Here is a 16951-nt window from a genome sequence, read left to right as displayed (position 1 = left end):
TCGTGCAGCGCCACTGCCGCTAACCTTGATGTATGCGGACTGAGTACATTGAGGCGGTGCTCGCGCTGGTCGAGCTGGTTCCACCCGGCACCGCACTGGCCTACGGCGATGTGGCCGAGCTGCTGGGATCCGGCGGTCCGCGGCAGGTGGGCCACGCCATGAGCCACTACGGCAGCGACGTCGCGTGGTGGCGCATCCTGAAGGCAAGCGGCCAGGGTCCGGAAGGCCACGAGGCCGAAGCCCTCCGCCACTACCTGCAGGAGGGGACGCCGCTGCTCGGCAACCACGATGCCTTCCTGCGTACCGGCGAAGGCAAATGGCGGGTAGACCTGATGGCAGTACGCTGGGCCCCGGGCGAGGATGACTTCGACCGGATTGACGCTATTGCGGAGCAGCTGGAGCGGCGGCTGCATAGATTGTCGGTGGCTGATGATGAAATGTCTGTGTGACCGTAACAATCCCCGATGTTGATACCGCCGAGTCCGCACGCACGTCAGCGAGGCCCGCGTCCGCGGCCGGACGATCCGGCGGAACGGGCCTCCGGCTTCTCCCGCCGCGGCAGCTGCACGCGGACGTGCCGGCGTTGTCTGCGGACCAGCGCGACGCCGTCGACGTGCCCCACGGCTCGGGGCCTGTCCTGGTTCCCGGCGCACCCGGAACCGGAAAATCAACGGTCCTGATCGAAGCCGCCGTCCGTGGGGCCCTGCAGGACGGCGTGGACCCCGAGCGGATCCTCATCCTGGCACCCGGACGCCTCGCCGCCGACTCACTCCGCGACCGCTTCACCGCACGGCTGGACAGGAGCCTGAGCACCACACCGGCCCGGACCTGGGCAGCCTATGCGTTTGACCTGATCCGCCGGGCCAAGGCTGAGGGAATCCTTCCGCTTCCCCGCGCGCCGCGCCTCCTGTCAGGCCCGGAACAGGACCTCATCATCCGCGAACTCCTGGAGGGCCACCGGATGCCGGGCTTGGAACTTCCGTGGCCTGCCGACCTGGAAGCGGCACTGGAGACGCGGGGTTTTCGGCACGAGGTACGCCAACTCTTCGACCGGATCATCGAATCCGGCCGGACCGCCGGCGACCTGGAGGAGCTGGGCCACCAGTGCGGTCGGCCCGATTGGATCGCCGCCGCGGCGCTGTACACCGAGTACCGGGATGTCCTGGATATGCGAATGCCCGAGGCCTTCGACCCCGCCGGCATCATCACTACGGCCCGGCAGATCTTCCAGGACACGCCTGACTTCCTGGCCGCGGAACGGGACCGCCTCCAGCTGGTGCTGGTGGACGATGTGCAGGAGGCGAACCCTGCCGTGTTCGAACTGCTCGCCGATATCGCCGCCGGCAAGGACTGCTATGTCGCCTACTCCCCGGACACCGTTGTGCAGGGCTTCCGCGGGGCCAGGCCCGACTTGGTCGCGGAGCTGCCGCGCCTGCTTTCTGCGGACGCCGGGGTCGTCGAGCGGCCGCTGTGGCACACCCATCGGCACGCCCCCGCCATCGCGGCGGCCTGGCTCGGCGTCGCGGGCAGGATCTCGCAGCGTGCGGGCGGCCAGCTTGCCAGACGGCTCGAGCAGCCCGAACCCCTGGCCGGAACCGCGCACGGGCCCAACGCCGTCGTCGAACCCCAAACTCAGCCCGCCGGCACGGTGGAAGCACACCTGGTGCCGTCCCCGGTCCACGAACTGCGGTACGTTGCGCAGCGCATCCTGGACCAGCACGTCAACCATGGCCGCGACCTGGCAGAGATCGCCGTGATTGTACGAAACGGCGGACAGCTCAGTGAGCTGCAGCGCTACCTCACGGGCCAGGGGATCCCGGTGCGCGTTCCGGTAGCCGAGTCCGCGGTCCGAGATGAAGTGGCCGTACGCCCGCTGTTGGACGCCTACGCCATTGCGCTGGATCCTGAACTGCTGACTCCGGAAGCCGCCGTCGCCCTGCTGACGTCGCGCATCGGGGGCGCTACGTCCATTGAACTGCGCCGGCTACGCCAGTCGCTCAGGCGGGAAGAGCTGCTGGGCGGCGGCGGACGGACCAGCGACGCCCTGCTGGTTGAAGCATTATCGGAATCCGGCGCCCTGGGGACGCTGGGCCTGGAAGGCCGTTCCGCGCGCCGGACCGCACGCATGATCCAGGCAGGGCGGAGCGCCGCCGCCGCGCCCGGCGCCAATGCCGAGACCGTGCTCTGGGCCCTGTGGCATTCCACCGGACTGGCCAATGCGTGGACCGAATCCGCCCTCATCGGCGGTTCCCACGGAGCCCGCGCCGACCGGGACCTTGATGCCATGATGGCGCTCTTCCATACAGCCGAGCGCTACGTGGACCAGATGCCGGGCGCCGGGCCGGAGCAGTTCCTCGAGTACCTCCTGAACCAGGAGCTGCCGATGGATACCCTGGCCGCGCGGGCCCAGGTGGACGACGCCGTCGAGCTGATGACCCCGGCCAGTGCTGCCGGGCGGGAGTGGCCGGTGGTGATTGTGGCGGGGCTGCAGGAAGGCGTCTGGCCCAATACCCGGCTCCGCGGTGAGCTGCTGGGCAGCAGCCTGTACGCTGACGCCGTCGAGCATGGGGTCAGCTATGCATTGCAGCTGGACCCGCTGAGCCGGCTGCGGGAAATCCGCTACGACGAACTCCGGAGCTTCTCCACGGCCGTTTCCAGGGCCTGCGAGATGCTGATCTGCACCGCTGTTTCGTCTGAGGACGACCAGCCGTCGTCCTTCCTCGACTATGTGGCGCCGCTTGAGCCGGGCGCCGAGGGCAGGGGGTTCACGCCGGTGGAACGGCCCATGACGCTGCGTGCCCTGGTGGCCGAGCTGCGGCAATACGCGCAGCTGGATGGAAAGTATGAGCCCGAAGCCGCCGAGGCCGCCAGGGTCCTGGCCGGACTTGCCGCCGCGGAACCGGCGGTCCCGGGAGCGCATCCGGACAGCTGGTGGGGCCTGCCCCCTTTGACGACATCGGAACCGGTTGTCCCGCCCGGAGGGACGGTTTACGTCTCGCCCTCGAAGGTGGAATCCGTGCAGAAATCACCGCTCGACTGGTTTATGCAGGCGGCCGGCGGAGAAGCCGCCACGGACTTCGCCCGGAGCCTGGGCACCCTGGTGCACGCCATCGCGCAGGACCTGCCGGAAGCCTCCGGGGGCGAATACGTCGCCGAACTCATCCGCCGGTGGCCAACCCTGGGGATGAAGGACAACTGGGAAGGCAAACTCGACTTCCAGCGTGCCGAAACAATGGTGCGCAAGCTCGCCCAGTACGTCCTGGTGATGCGGAGCGAGGGCCGGAGCCTGCTGGGCGTCGAGCAGGACTTTGAGGTCCGGCTGCCCGATGTTCCGCCGGCGGACGCCGGGCAGGACGATGCCGAGTCCGTCGGAGATTTGGCTGGCGGGACCGACCTTCCCCGCGCCGCCGTGCTCCGCGGCCAGGTTGACCGGCTGGAGATCGACGCCGAAGGAAGGCTGGTCATTGTGGACCTCAAGACGGGCAAAAGGCAGCCTGGCAAGGCAGAGCTGTCCCGCCATCCGCAGCTGGGGGCCTACCAGGCGGCGGTCCTGGCCGGCGGTTTCACGGACGTACACGGACTGCCTGGCGCAGCAGAATTCAGCGCAGCAGAACCCGGTGCACCAGTGCCGGACTCACCAGCGCCGGGCTCACTCGTGCCGGGCGGCGCAGTACTGGCGCAGCTCGGAACAACTACCAAAAGTCCCGGCGTCCAGCAACAGGAACCCTTGGAGGCCCAGGATAACTGGGCGCTGGACATGGTCACCGATGCGGCCGCGGTAATGTCCGGCAGCAGCTTCGAAGCCAGGCATGACCCGGCAAAGAGCAGCCATGGGGGGCACGGCTGCAGGCTCCCTGAGGTCTGTCCACTCTGTGTCCGCGGAAAGCAGGTCACCGAATGAGCCAGCCCCAGGTTCCAGAGCCCCTGTTCAGCCCGGAGCAGCTGTCCATGCTGTTGGGTGAAAAGAACACGCCGACCCCCGAACAGTCGGCCATCATTTCCTCACCCTTGGCTCCCCGGCTGGTGATCGCCGGGGCGGGTTCCGGCAAGACCGCCACCATGGCCGACCGCGTCGTCTGGCTCGTTGCCAACGGCTGGGTCAGGCCTGAGGAAGTCCTGGGCGTAACTTTCACCAGGAAGGCAGCAGGCGAGCTGGCCACGCGGATCCGGTCCAAGCTGGCGGCACTGCAGCGCGTCGCTGCCCAGGACACTCAGCACGAACTGTTCCCCGAGGGGCTACTCAGCAGCGACGCCCTGGAGCCCAAGGTGTCCACCTACCACTCATTTGCGAGTGGCATCGTTTCTGACTACGGGTTGCGGCTGGGCGTGGAACGCGACGTTGTGCTGCTCGGCGGAGCCCAAGCCTGGCAGCTCGCCAGCGAAGTAGTGGAAGCGTTCGACGGCGAGTACAGCCACTTCAAGGCAGCCAAGTCCACACTGGTCAAGGCAGTCATGCAGCTGGCGGGGGAGTGCGCAGAGCACCTGCAGGAACCGGCCGACGTCGAGGCCTGGCTTCTGGCGCGACTCGCTGAGTTTGAAGAACGTCCCTACGTGGCCGGGGCGAACAAGAACGCCCCCCAGGCAGCCGGTGAACTGGCCGCGATGCTGCGCACCAGGGCAAGCGTGGCTGACATGGTGGGCCGCTACGCCGCCGCCAAGAAGTCACGCGGGGCATTGGACTTCGGCGACCTGGTGGCACTCGCGGCCCGTGTGGCCACGGAAATCCCCCTTGCTGCGGACATGGAACGCCAGCGCTACAAAGTGGTGCTCCTCGACGAGTTCCAGGACACGTCGTATGCGCAGTTGGTCCTGTTTTCGCGGCTTTTCGGCGCGGGCCACGCGGTCACCGCCGTGGGGGACCCCAACCAGTCGATATACGGCTTCCGGGGTGCTTCGGCAGGTCAGCTCTTCCACTTTGTCCGTGAATTCCCTGTCCGCGTGGACGGGGACGACGGGCCGGGACGTTTCACGCTGGCCCCTACGTCGTACCTCACAACGGCGTGGCGCAACGGCCGGGCCATCCTGTCCGCCGCCAACATCATGTCAGAGGCCTTAGGGCGCGCCGAGGCGCAGAAGGCCACTGCCGGCAGCGCCGCTGAGGGCAGCTCGGCAGGCAGTACCCCGGCGGGCACCGCCGCGGAAGGCACTATCCCGGTGGGCACGGCTACGGCGGCGGCGAATGTGCCGCCCCTGCAGCCCAGTCCCTTCGCGGTGGAGGGACGGGTGGTACTGGGCCGCTTCGGCACAGACCTCGACGAAGCGGCCGCCCTTGCCGAGGACGTCATAAAGTACCGGGTCACGGACTTTGAACGTGAGGCCGACGGCACACCGGTGCCGCCGGCACTGGCTGTCCTGTGCCGGCGGCGGGCCCAGATGGAAACCATCCGGCGGGAGTTCGAGGCGCGGGGGATTGCCTACGAAATCGTGGGGCTCGGCGGACTGCTCGACACTCCCGAAATCGTTGATCTGGTGGCCACGCTCCGGGTGCTTGCCGATCCCGGACGCTCGGACTCCCTGATGCGCCTCCTGGCCGGCGCCCGTTGGCGGATCGGGCCGGCAGACCTGATGGCCTTCCGAGACTGGTCCAGCCACCTCGCACGCCGGCGTGGCCGCCCCGCAGGCGCGGCCACGCCGGAGGACGGGCCCGCTGACGCGTCCGACGAGGCCGTCATCGAAAGCGACCTGACGGACGGTGCCAGCCTGGTTGAAGCGCTGGACTGGCTGCCACGCGAAGATTGGACCTCTTCCCACGGTCGGTCGCTGACCGAAGTGGCCCGCGACCGCCTCGGCAGGCTTTCGGCGGAGCTCAGGCAGCTGCGCGGCTACCTCGGGGACGACCTCACCACTCTGCTCGGCGAAGTGGAACGCGCCATGTTGCTCGATATCGAAGTGGCAGCACGCCCGGGGACCAGCATCCACCAGGCCCGCCGAAACCTGGACGCCTTCCAGGACGCGGCGGCCGGCTTCCTGCGGACCTCGCACCGAGTGGACATCCTCGCCTTCCTTGCCTGGCTGGAAGCTGCCGCGGCCGAGGAAAACGGCCTCGAAGCTCCGCCGTCGGATATCAACCGCGAGGCTGTGCAACTGCTGACCGTCCATGCGTCAAAGGGCCTGGAATGGGACGTCGTCTTTGTACCGGGCCTCAACGCCGGCGCCTTCCCCAGCAACAAGGACTCGCGCTGGAGCAGCGGCGCGGCGGCCCTGCCGTGGCCGCTGCGGGGGGACCGTTCGGACCTGCCCCAATGGGATACCGACCAGCCGGACCAGAAGGGCTGGCTGGACGCCGAGAAGGACTTCAAATCAGCCGTCCAGGTCCATGGTGAGGGCGAGGAACGCCGCCTGGCATATGTGGCCTACACCAGGGCAAAGCATGTCCTCTGGGTCTCCAGCGCGGCATGGGTGGGCTCCAGGGCAGGCCGTGCTGAGATGTCACCTTTCCTCGCTGAACTGGAACAGCTTGTCGGCTCCGGCCCCAACACGGCCCCGGTGGACGCCGCGGAAATCTGTCCCGCCATAGTGCACCCGGCGTCAGTGGACGAAGCCTCCCTGCCTGAAAAGAGCCCGTTGGCTACCGAAACGGAGGTGGCCGGATGGCCCTATGACCCCCTCGAAGGTCCCGTGGATGCGCGGACCGGGGAGCGCCTGCGGGTTGTTCCCGGCAGGCGGCTGGCCATGGAGGGCGCCGCGGCACGCGTCCGGGCCGCGTTGGAGCCCGAGGACTCTGTGCCGGTCCTTGAGCCTGCATCCGCCAATGAGTCCGGGCCAAGGATCCGGGGCACTGCGGCGGGCTGGGCCAGGGAAGCTGCCTTGCTGCTGGAACGGCGGTCCAGGCGCGCCTCCGGGCAGGACGTTCATTTGCCCGGCCACATCTCGGCGTCCACGCTGGTGGATCTTGGAGAGGACCCGGCGGGGGTAGTGGGCAGGCTGCGAAGGCCTGTACCGCGTGAGCCCGGCATGTTGGCGAGAAAGGGAACGGCATTCCACGCCTGGGTTGAAGAGTACTTCGGCGCAGCCGGAATGCTGGATCTCGGCGAGGCCCCCGGATCCGACGACCACATTGATGCCGCCTACGACCTCGACACCATGGTGGCCACCTTCAAAGCCTCGGAATGGGCCGACAGGTCACCGGCTTTTGTCGAAGTTCCGGTGGAAACGCGGGTGGGAGACGTCGTGGTGCGCGGGCGCATCGACGCCGTCTTCCAGGACGCGGACGGGAGGTGGGACCTCGTGGACTGGAAAACCGGCCGCCGGCCCTCTGCCGCCCAGCTGCGGGCCAAATCGGTGCAGCTCGCCGCGTACAGGCTGGCCTGGGCCCGGCTCAAGGGCGTGGCAGTGGAGGACGTCAGGGCCGCCTTCTTCTACGTTGCGGACAACCAAGTCGTGCGCCCGCACGATCTGGGCTCCGCTGAGGAGCTTGAACAGATCGTGGCCACCGCCCTCGACGTCAGTGCTTCCTGAGGTCAGCGCAGGCTGACCTCAGGAAGCGTTCCCGGGTGTCAGTGCTTCCTGACGTCGACGATGCTGATGGCCGCGGTGGACGTGTCCTCGGCGGACGGGCGCACTGACGGCTTGTCCGCCGGTGACTCGTCTGCAGAGTCTTCGTCCGCCGGTGCTTCGTCGGCCGGGAGGTGCTCAGCCGGGATAGGGCTGACTTCCACTGCGGGCACCACCGGAACAGGCTCCACCGACGGGACGGGCACGGGGACGACGGTCACCGCCGGAGCAGCGGCCACACCCACCGCGTGGGACTGGGCTGCGGGGGACTGGGCGGCGTCGTCGGCCAGGGCAGCCGGGGCTGGCAGCGGCTCGACACTGATGGCCTGGCCGCCGTGCTCTTCGACGTCGGCCGCGAGGGTTTCCAGCATGCCTTCGGCTTCGGCAACCATACCCGCGTCGCTGGCAGCGATGGCCTTGACCAGGTATTGCGCCAACGCGAACTCGGCAGACAGGGCAGCTCGCCGGAGCAGGTGCTGGTCCGGGGAGTCGCGGCGGCTGCCGGTGTAGCTGGCAAGAACTGCGTCCACGAAATCCTGTTCGTTCGAGGCAACCAGCCAGGCGAAGTCGTCGGCGGGATCCCCGATCCGCAGGTCCGTCCAGCCCGTAACGGCCGTGACGCGGCTGCTTTCCACGAGCAGGTTGTCCTCATGGAGGTCCCCGTGGACAACGCACGGGTTGAACCGCCACAGTGAGACGTCTTCAAGGGCATGTTCCCAGCGGAGCAACAGCGACGCCGGGATTTTTCCGGTTGTGGCCGCCTGGTCGAGCTCGTTGAGCCGGCGCTGGCGGAATTCGTTGGGCGTGTAGCTGGGCAGGTCGGCATTGCTGACCAGGGAGTGCGGAAGATCATGGATGGCCGCGAGCGCTGTCCCGATTTCCCGGGCGAGCGCGGCCGGACCCGCGGTGAGTTCTTCCACACTTTGGGTGCTCCCGGCCAGATGGGAGTACACAAAGGTGCTGAGGTTACCAAGCCGGACGCTGCCGGCAACCGTGGGCATCAGGAAGGGCAGCTCGGCCCGGATGGCCGGTACGAATGCCCGGAGGACGAGGAACTCCGTCTCGAGCCTGGCGCTTGCTTCCGCATGCCGCGGGGACCTGACCCGCCACTGTTTGTCTTCGGAATCCAGCAGCAGCGCGGAGTCAAAATCCGCGGGATCGTCCGCAGCGGAGCTAACGGCGGTTGGGGTCAGCCCGGGGACTGCCGCGGTTGCTACGGCTGCCAGTTCGATCGGTTTTCTTCTCACCGTTCCACGGTAGATTGAGTGGCGTCCAAGACAACGATGTGCGGCGGCGAGTCTCCAGATATGCTGCAAAAGTCGGCTTCCGCACCCGGTCCGGACGTCCACACCACCTGTCCTGCCGAATGTCCCCGCCGAATGTAAATTGTCAGTCCGAATCAGTACGGTGGACACATGAGTCATGCGGAGTCCGCTATACCGGCCTACCAGCCGCAGGCAGCCCAGCTGCCGGCCAACCACCTGTTCGATACCGTACTGCCGGTTCTCCCTGCCGCGGTGGACCGCGGCTCCGCAGACCGGGTCCGGCCAGGCATGGTTGAGGAATTGCTGGACAGCGAACACACCCGGGCAGTGGTCCTTGCCGGGCGGCAGGCCCTGGTGCAGGGCAACCAGCTTCTGCTGCCCGCAGCCGCCCAGTTGCTGGCTGACCTGCGGGACCGTGGCTCAGCCCCGGAACAGGTCATCTATCTTGGCGCCGCGCTGGACGGCTCGGATCTTGCCGCCGGCACCGAAGTGGTCCTTGTTGTCCTTCCTGAACCTGCCGAGCCCGGCACTGCCGGAATCCCGGCCGGCGCGCAGTGGGCCGGCTTCCGCGACATCGCCGCCGTCCTGAACCCCACTGATACGGCGTTGTTCGTCGAGGCCAGCGCCATCGCCAACTGGCATGCCGGCCATACGCATTGCCCCCGGTGCGGGGCCCGCACTGCCGTGGAGGCCGGCGGCTGGGTCCGCCGCTGCCCCCAGGACAGCTCGGAACACTACCCCCGGACGGATCCGGCCATCATCGTCACGGTGGTGGGGCCGGACGGACGGCTGCTGCTCGGTGGCGGCGGGCCGGTTGACGCGAAGAATTACTCCACGCTGGCCGGATTCGTTGAACCAGGCGAATCCCTGGAACAGGCTGTCGTCAGGGAAATCCACGAGGAAGTGGGCGTCCGGGTCACGGGCTGCCAGTACTTGGGCTCGCAGTCATGGCCTTTCCCGGCCTCCCTTATGCTTGGATTTACCGCCATCACCGAAGACGCCGTGGCAAAGCCCGACGGCGTGGAGGTAACCCGTGCGCGCTGGTTCAGCCGGGAGGAACTCCAGGATGCCGTGCTCACCGGCGAAATCACCATCTCCAGCCGGCTGTCCATTGCACGCTCGCTGATTGAGCACTGGTATGGCGGCCGGATCATGGACCGCACGGACACCTGACACCCGGAACAGGCATCACCATTGGCCAGACGCCAGCACGTGGCAGTCGCGACAACAGAGCAGCAGAAGTGACCACAGAGAATTTTGACAGTGCAGAGTCCCTTGAGGAACGAATCCTTGGGGGACTTGACGCTGAACAGCGCGAGGTCGCCAGCACCCTGAACGGGCCGCTGTGCGTCCTTGCCGGTGCCGGCACCGGCAAGACCAGGGCCATTACGCACCGGATTGCGTATGGCGTGCACTCAGGGGTGTACAGTCCCCAGCGGCTCCTCGCCGTGACGTTCACGGCCCGGGCCGCCGCGGAAATGCGCAGCAGGCTGCGGGATCTCGGCGTGGGCAATGTCCAGGCGCGCACCTTCCACGCCGCCGCCTTGCGGCAGCTGCAGTTTTTCTGGCCGCAGGCGGTCGGCGGCACGCTGCCCAACCTGCTGGACCACAAGGCCCAGATGATCGCCGAAGCGTCCCGCCGCCTGCGGCTCAGCACTGACCGCGCGTCCATCCGGGACCTCGCCTCCGAAATTGAGTGGGCCAAGGTCTCCATGCTGACCCCGGCCAACTACCTGGAGAACGCACAGGGCAGGGGAACGCCCGGCGGGTTCGACCTCACCGCCGTCGCCCGGGTCTTCCAGTCCTATGAGGATGTCAAGACGGACCGCAACGTCATTGATTTTGAGGACGTACTCCTGATCACGGTGGGGATCCTGCAGGAGGACCAGAAAGTCGCGGCCACCGTTCGTGAGCAGTACCGGCATTTTGTGGTGGACGAGTACCAGGACGTTTCGCCGCTGCAGCAGCGCCTCCTGGAGCTGTGGCTGGGCGGGCGGGACGAGCTGTGCGTTGTGGGCGATGCGAGCCAGACGATCTACTCGTTTACCGGCGCTTCGCCCAAACACCTGCTGGGATTCAAGGCCCAGTACCCTGAGGCCAATGTGGTGAAACTGATCCGGGATTACCGTTCCACGCCGCAGGTGGTCAAGCTGGCCAACGATCTCCTGGCCGCGCGGCGTGGCGGCGGGCCGGTGGCCGATGCTGCCTGGGCGGCTCCGCTGCAGCTGGTGGCGCAGCGGCCGGCGGGGCCTGTCCCACAGTTCACCGAGTGCTCCGACGATGAAGCCGAAGCCGCCACGGTCGCCATCAAGATCCAGGAATTGCTCGACGCCGGCACTCCCGCCAGCCAGGTGGCTGTCCTTTTCCGCACCAACGGGCAGTCCCAGGCCTACGAACAGGCGCTCGCGGCGGCCGGCATCAGTTACCAGCTGCGCGGTGGTGAGCGGTTCTTTGCCCGCAAGGAAGTGCGCGACGCCATTCTTCAGCTGCGCGCGGCAACCAGGGCCGTCGCTGAAACGGCGACGCCGGAACCGCTCGGCCAGCTGGTCCGCGATATCGTGGCCTCGCTCGGCTACACGGACGCCCCGCCCCACAACGGCGGCGCGCTGCGCGAACGCTGGGAGTCCCTGGCAGCGCTGGTGGCGCTCGCGGACGAGCTGGTCCACGTCCGCGGCGAGCAGTTCAGTCTCAGTGACTTTGTTAATGAACTCCAGGAACGGTCGCTGGCGCAGCACGCTCCCACTGTCCAGGGCGTGACGCTTGCATCGCTGCACGCCGCGAAGGGCCTCGAATGGGACGCCGTGTTCCTGGTGGGACTCTGCGAAGGCCTGATGCCCATTTCCTTCGCGGACACACCCGAATCCGTGGATGAGGAGCGCCGCCTGCTCTACGTGGGCATCACCCGCGCCCGCGAGCACCTGTCTCTGTCCTGGTCCACGGCACGGACACCGGGCGGCCGGGCCAACCGCAAACCCTCACGCTTCCTCGACGGGCTCCGGCCCAACTCGGTGGCCAGCTCCAGCGCCCGCGGAAAAGGGCCGGCGCCGCGCCGGAAATCGGCGGCCCCCGCCACCTGCAGGGTCTGCGGGAGCATGCTGGCCAGCGGCGCCGAACGCAAGGTGGGCCGCTGCAACGACTGTCCTCCCAGCTACGAAGAACAGACATTTGATGCCCTTCGGCAATGGCGGAAGGAAATTGCGCTGGCGGCCGAAGTGCCAGCATTTGTCGTCTTCACAGATGCCACGCTGACGGCCATCGCAGAGGCCAAACCGTCCACGCTGGAGGAACTGGCGGCACTGGCCGGCGTGGGTCCGTCCAAGCTGGAACGCTACGGCGAAGACGTGCTGCGGGTGCTCGTCGAAAGCACCACCCTGTGACCCGCCGGCCGGCAGGACAGGACACCCTCCCCGTCACCACGGCGGACGGATCACCGGTTGAGGTGCGGCGGTCGGCCCGCCGGACCAGGACAGTGGCTGCCTTCTGGGAGAACGGGACGGCAGTGGTGGCCATTCCGGCCCGGTTCACCGCCGCGCAGGAGTCTGAATGGGTGCACCGCATGCTGGAGAAGCTGCACCGCCAGGGGGAGCGGCGCTCCCGCAAAGGAAGCAAACAGCCGGCCACTGACACTGCCCTGGCCGCCCACGCCGCAGCCCTTTCGGCCCGGTACTTCGGCGGCAGGGCAGTCCCGACGTCGGTCCGCTGGGTCAGCAACCAGAACTCGCGCTGGGGCTCCGCAACACCGTCGGAAGGATCCATCCGGCTCTCCGACAAGCTCCGGCCCATGCCGCCGTGGGTCATCGACTATGTCCTGCTGCATGAGCTCGCGCACCTGCTGGTGGCCGGGCACAATGCCGCGTTCTGGAAGCTGTTGGAGGCTTACCCCGAGACGATGCGGGCCAAGGCGTTCCTGGAAGGCGTCTCGTTCGCCACGTCCCGGGGCCTGACCGCGGGCAGCACTGATTCAGAGCCGGGCGACGCCGACTAGAGCGTCTCTCCTAGCCGTCGCCTAATGCTCGGGTCGAGCCGGGGAATGGTTGCTTCGCAGGGGGATCATGTGTCAGCCTCGAAAGTGATCCCGTCGCCGGGGCGACGACGGGCAACAGGGAAAAGAGCACGGCATGGGACTCATCCATATCGACCTGTTCACCACGCTCGACGGCGTCGCGCAGGCGCCCGGCGGGCCGGACGAGGATGCTGACGGCGGCTTCGCGTTTGGCGGCTGGCAGGCGCCCCTCCTAGATGAAGTCGTCGGCGAGCAGGTCGACTCCGGGATGGTGGGGATGGACGCGCTGCTGCTTGGGCGACGGACCTACGACATCTTCGCCGCGTACTGGCCGCACGCGGACGGGGGAATTGCGCGGCTGTTCAACCGCCTCCCGAAATACGTGGCCTCGCGCCAGTCGCCGGTCCTCGAGTGGGCCGACTCAACACTGCTGGGTCCTGATGTCGTCGCTGCCGTGCGCGAACTGCGCGACCGGCACGCGAACATCCACGTCATTGGCAGTCTCGACTTCGTGCAGACCCTGTTCGCCGAGCGGCTCTTTGACCGGCTCACGCTCTGGGTGTATCCGATCCTCCTCGGCGGTGGAAAGAAGGTTTTCGCCGACGGGGTGGTTCCGACGAACCTCAGACTCATCGAGCCGGTCGTCGCCTCACCGAAGGGTGCAGTGCTGCAGCGCTACGCGCTCGCCGATGGCACCCCTGGGGTCGGCGATATGTCTGCCAGCGACCAGGAAGGTTAGGCTGAAGCTGCATTCCACGACATTGCGCCGCAACACACGCTAGGCGCCGTCGCTCGAATAATTCAGCTGTACCACGCCATTGCCGAACGTCCGTGTCCCTTCGAGCCTGAGGTCCATCCGGACGTCAGGGGCCTCGAACAGCGGCCGGCCCTGCCCGAGGACCACGGGATGGACGAGGATTTGGAATTCGTCGATCAGGCCGTGCCGCATGAAGGTGGAGGCCAAGTTGGCGCCACTCAGGACGATGTCGCCGCCGGGCTGCGCCTTCAGTTCCGCGATCTGTTCAGGCACGACATCGTGAATCACCGTGGTATTCCAGTCGGCCTGCGTGAGGGTGCGTGAAAAGACGAACTTGGGCATCTCGCGCCAGACCCCGGCGAACTCGACCATGGGCGCCGAGAGGTCCGGATCCTGATCGGCAGTGGGCCAGTAACCGGCCATCAGCTCATGGGTGACGCGCCCGAACATGAAGGCCCCGGTCGTCCGGAACTGCCCGTTCAAGTGGCGGAGGAGTTCGTCATCCACCAGGTGCCAGCTGATGTCCCGGTTGATCGTCTCGAAGAATCAGTCCAAAGACACCGACATCAGCAGGATGACCTTGCGCATCCGAGTACCTCCAGCGGCGGCGACAAGCGGTAGGGCCGCCGCCGTACCTTGCAGTCTGGTTAACCCTTGGGCTGCTCACCGTCGCCGGTGGGCTGTTCCCCGTCGCCGGCGTCGGAATCATCCTGCGGCGCGTCGTCGAAGCCGCCGCTCAGCAGCTTCTGTAGGGCGTCGTCCACTTCGCTGTCGCTGGCCTCGGCCAGCTGGCGGCGGCCACTGAACCCCTGCGGGTCATCGAGGTCCTCGGCGGTGGGGAGGAGGTCCGGGTGCTGCCAGATGGCATCGCGTCCGGCAATGCCCCGTTCGTCCTTCAGCGTGGCCCACAGCGTGGCAGCCTCGCGCAGGCGGCGGGGACGCAGTTCGAGTCCCACCAGGGAAGAGAAAGCGTGTTCCGCCGGACCGCCGGTGGCACGGCGTCGCCGGACTGTTTCCCGGAGCGCACCGGCGGAGGGCAGCAGTTTCTCCGTGGCCGAAGCGGTGAGCTCGTCCACCCAGCCTTCAACGAGGGCCAGGGCCGTCTCAAGTTTTTCAAGCGCCTGCTCCTGGGCAGGGGTCCGCTGCGGCATAAAGACTCCCTGGGACAGCGCTTCCTGGATGCCTTCAGGGTTGCTGGGGTCCAGGTCGCGGGCCAGCTCTTCAATCCTGGAAGTGTCGATATGGATGCCGCGGGCGTAGGCCTCGATGGCGCCGAGCAGGTGGCCGCGCAGCCAGGGTACCTGGACAAACAGCCGCGCATGGGCTGCCTCGCGGACGGCCAGGAACAGCCGGATGTCGTTCTCCGGCAGGCCCAGGCCCTCGCCGAACTTGGACACGTTGGCCGGCAGGAGCGCCATTTCCAGGTCAGCCAGGGGAACACCGATGTCCGTGGAGCTGACAACCTCGGCGGACAGGGCACCGATCGCCTGCCCCAGCTGCATCCCAAAGATCGCGCCGCCCATGTTCTGCAGCATGGAAGAGGCCCCGCCCATCATGGACTTCATCTCTTCGGGCATCTGTTCGGTCATGGCGCTGGAGAGCGCGTTGGCGATGCTGTTGGCTACGGGCTCGGTCAGCCGCTTCCATGTTCCAAGGGTGGCTTCCACCCACTCGGCACGCGACCACGCACGGCCGATCAGGCCGGTGGCAGGAAGGTCGGTCACGGGATCAAGCCACAGTTCGGCAAGCCGCAGGGCCTCGTCGACTTCGCGGGTCTGCAGGGCCGTGACGGACGGGTCGGCGCTGCTGGCGGCAACCCGGCGGGCGTTCTCGTGCGCGAGCTGCCAGTTGACGGGCCCTTCGGAAGGGGCGCTCATCATGGCCTGGACCTGGGAGAACATCTGGGCCAGGAGATTGGGGTCGTTCGGCAGGCCGGCTGCCTTTGCGAGTTCGGCGGGGTCGAAGTTTTCCATGCCCTTGCCGCCCATCAGGTTCTGCAGCATCTCGGTCAACGGATCCTTCGGCGTATCGTCGCCGTTGGACGGATTGAGTGGGTTGGAGGTCATGATCCCGCCGATCGTCGGTGTGACTGTTCACTTCACGGTACCCCGGGCAGGGGCGGCTGTCTGCCGGACAGGCGTCACGTTCGCTGTAGGCAAAGAGCTGGCCGGGGGCGGCACCGCGTAGTGTTGATTCAGTGACTACAACCCGCGGCGATCATCCGCATGAGGACCACGCTCCAGAGTTCGACGCCGGCGCTACAGCGGGTGCCCCAGCACCCGGAACGGGTGCGGCCGGCGCCCTGCCAACCGGGGAGTTTGCCCCCCGCAACTCCGCGCCGGGGGACCGGCGGGTGTCCGTGATGATGCTTTCCGGCGTCCTGGCGCTGGGTCTGGGGATCGCGGCCGTCACTGTCCCGGTGCCTTATGTTGTGGAATCACCCGGACCCACCTTCAACACTCTGGGCCAGAGCCAGGGCAGCGCTGTCATCAGCGTCACGGGCCACGAAACCTACCCGGCGAACGGCAATCTGGATCTAACCACCGTTTATGTCGACGGCGGCCCCAACGGCCCGGTGAGCGTCCTGGGTGCCTTCACCGCCTGGCTGGACGGGTCCAAGTCCGTTCACCCGGTGGAGATGCTTTACCCCAGCGGCACCACAAAGGAGGAGGCTGACGAGCAGAGCTCCGTGGCCATGACGTCGTCGCAGGAGAATGCGGTGGCGTCAGCACTCAAGGAGCTCGACATTCCCTTCGGCCAGCAGCTCCAGGCCGCGGGGCTGCCCGATGGTTCGCCGTCCGCCGGCAAGGTTGAAAACGGCGACATCTTCGAATCGATCAACGGCATACCCATCACATCGCTCGCCGTGGTGCAGGAGGAACTGGCCGCCGGCCAGGGGGCGCCGGCCACCCTGGTGGTGCAGCGCGCAGGGGAATCCGTCACACAGACCATCACCCCCATGAACAACGGTGCAGGCCGCTACATTCTCGGAGTCATGCTCAAGTACCTGTTCACGTTTCCGTTCGACGTGAAGATTTCACTGGACAAGGTTGGCGGACCCAGTGCCGGGCTGATGTTTTCGCTGGGCATTATCGACACCGTGACGCCGGGGGACCTGACTGGCGGCAAACATGTCGCCGGAACGGGGACCATCACCCCCGACGGCACCGTAGGTCCCATCGGCGGCATCCGGCAGAAGATGCTGGGCGCGCGTGCCGGGGGAGCCACCGTATTCCTTGCCCCGGCAGAAAACTGCGACGATGTTGTGGGCCATGTGCCGGAGGGACTGCAGGTGCTCAAAGTGGAGAACATCGCAGACGCGCGTCGCGCCGTCGAACTCGCCGGATCCGGGCAGGACACGGGCGCTTTGCCGGTCTGCGCCAGCAACTAGACTGAGGCCAGGAACTAAGCTTTACCGCCACTCGTGGCAGA

General features: G+C 67.3%; 11 protein-coding genes. 8 read left to right on the top strand and 3 right to left on the bottom strand.

Translation table 11 applies throughout. From position 1 onward, the window contains the following. Window positions 1–32: 32 nt before the first annotated feature. The 3 genes from ACX80X_RS02005 to ACX80X_RS01995 are packed head-to-tail and all read left to right on the top strand — an operon-like array spanning window position 33 to window position 7458. The gene (locus ACX80X_RS02005; RefSeq protein ID WP_252598266.1) at window positions 33–449 is read left to right on the top strand and encodes an MGMT family protein; all 417 of its coding nucleotides are present in this window, start codon (window positions 33–35) and stop codon (window positions 447–449) included. After that, a complete protein-coding gene (locus ACX80X_RS02000) occupies window positions 446–3901 on the top strand; it encodes an ATP-dependent helicase (protein ID WP_459311073.1) in 3456 nt (1151 codons plus the stop codon). Before ACX80X_RS02005 ends, ACX80X_RS02000 begins: the two co-directional genes overlap by 4 nt. Next, window positions 3898–7458 carry an ATP-dependent helicase gene (locus ACX80X_RS01995; RefSeq protein WP_459311071.1) on the top strand — a complete coding sequence of 1187 codons (3561 nt, stop codon included), beginning with the start codon at window positions 3898–3900 and terminating at the stop codon, window positions 7456–7458. The genes ACX80X_RS02000 and ACX80X_RS01995 overlap by 4 nt, the downstream gene beginning before the upstream one ends. Before the next feature lie 38 nt (window positions 7459–7496). On the opposite strand, the gene ACX80X_RS01990 is transcribed toward ACX80X_RS01995, so the two are convergent. Beyond that, window positions 7497–8741: a macrolide 2'-phosphotransferase gene (locus ACX80X_RS01990; protein ID WP_252609027.1), complete on the bottom strand. Its 1245-nt coding sequence runs from the start codon at window positions 8739–8741 to the stop codon at window positions 7497–7499. A gap of 168 nt (window positions 8742–8909) precedes the next feature. On the opposite strand from ACX80X_RS01990, the gene nudC reads away from it, so the two are divergent. The 4 genes from nudC (at window position 8910) to ACX80X_RS01970 (ending at window position 13501) form a co-directional block, all read left to right on the top strand. After that, window positions 8910–9932, top strand: a complete 1023-nt coding sequence (gene nudC, locus ACX80X_RS01985) for an NAD(+) diphosphatase (RefSeq protein WP_252598263.1) — start codon at window positions 8910–8912, stop codon at window positions 9930–9932. A 68-nt stretch (window positions 9933–10000) separates the two neighbouring features. Further along, complete coding sequence (locus tag ACX80X_RS01980) at window positions 10001–12136, top strand: ATP-dependent DNA helicase UvrD2 (RefSeq protein ID WP_056343866.1); 2136 nt, start codon at window positions 10001–10003, stop codon at window positions 12134–12136. Next, the gene (locus ACX80X_RS01975) at window positions 12133–12744 is read left to right on the top strand and encodes a M48 metallopeptidase family protein (RefSeq protein ID WP_252598262.1); all 612 of its coding nucleotides are present in this window, start codon (window positions 12133–12135) and stop codon (window positions 12742–12744) included. The genes ACX80X_RS01980 and ACX80X_RS01975 overlap by 4 nt, the downstream gene beginning before the upstream one ends. A 133-nt stretch (window positions 12745–12877) precedes the next feature. After that, window positions 12878–13501 carry a dihydrofolate reductase family protein gene (locus tag ACX80X_RS01970; RefSeq protein ID WP_252609031.1) on the top strand — a complete coding sequence of 208 codons (624 nt, stop codon included), beginning with the start codon at window positions 12878–12880 and terminating at the stop codon, window positions 13499–13501. Between the two features lie 39 nt (window positions 13502–13540). Here ACX80X_RS01970 and ACX80X_RS01965 read toward each other — a convergent pair whose 3' ends face one another. Continuing rightward, on the bottom strand, window positions 13541–14041 hold the full coding sequence (locus tag ACX80X_RS01965) for a dihydrofolate reductase family protein (RefSeq protein ID WP_308216153.1): 501 nt from the start codon (window positions 14039–14041) through the stop codon (window positions 13541–13543). A 125-nt stretch (window positions 14042–14166) separates the two neighbouring features. Beyond that, window positions 14167–15585 (bottom strand): zinc-dependent metalloprotease, encoded by a 1419-nt coding sequence (locus ACX80X_RS01960; RefSeq protein ID WP_252598260.1) that lies wholly within the window; start codon window positions 15583–15585, stop codon window positions 14167–14169. A 131-nt stretch (window positions 15586–15716) separates the two neighbouring features. Here ACX80X_RS01960 and ACX80X_RS01955 point away from each other — a divergent pair, with 131 nt between their 5' ends. Then, window positions 15717–16910, top strand: a complete 1194-nt coding sequence (locus tag ACX80X_RS01955; RefSeq protein WP_459309397.1) for a YlbL family protein — start codon at window positions 15717–15719, stop codon at window positions 16908–16910. The last annotated feature ends 41 nt before the right edge of the window (window positions 16911–16951 follow it).

The sequence above is a fragment of the Pseudarthrobacter sp. MDT3-1 genome, assembly GCF_054510755.1.
The sequence above is the reverse complement of the archived record's forward strand: the minus strand, read 5'-3'. Positions and strand labels throughout refer to the sequence as shown.

Excerpts from the sequence above, each read along its gene's own strand:
- nudC (WP_252598263.1), top strand. The coding sequence starts at position 8,910 with ATGAGTCATGCGGAGTCCGCTATACCGGCCTACCAGCCGCAGGCAGCC.
- ACX80X_RS01970 (WP_252609031.1), top strand. The coding sequence starts at position 12,878 with ATGGGACTCATCCATATCGACCTGTTCACCACGCTCGACGGCGTCGCG.
- ACX80X_RS01960 (WP_252598260.1), bottom strand. The coding sequence starts at position 15,585 with ATGACCTCCAACCCACTCAATCCGTCCAACGGCGACGATACGCCGAAG.
- ACX80X_RS02005 (WP_252598266.1), top strand. The coding sequence starts at position 33 with ATGCGGACTGAGTACATTGAGGCGGTGCTCGCGCTGGTCGAGCTGGTT.
- ACX80X_RS01995 (WP_459311071.1), top strand. The coding sequence starts at position 3,898 with ATGAGCCAGCCCCAGGTTCCAGAGCCCCTGTTCAGCCCGGAGCAGCTG.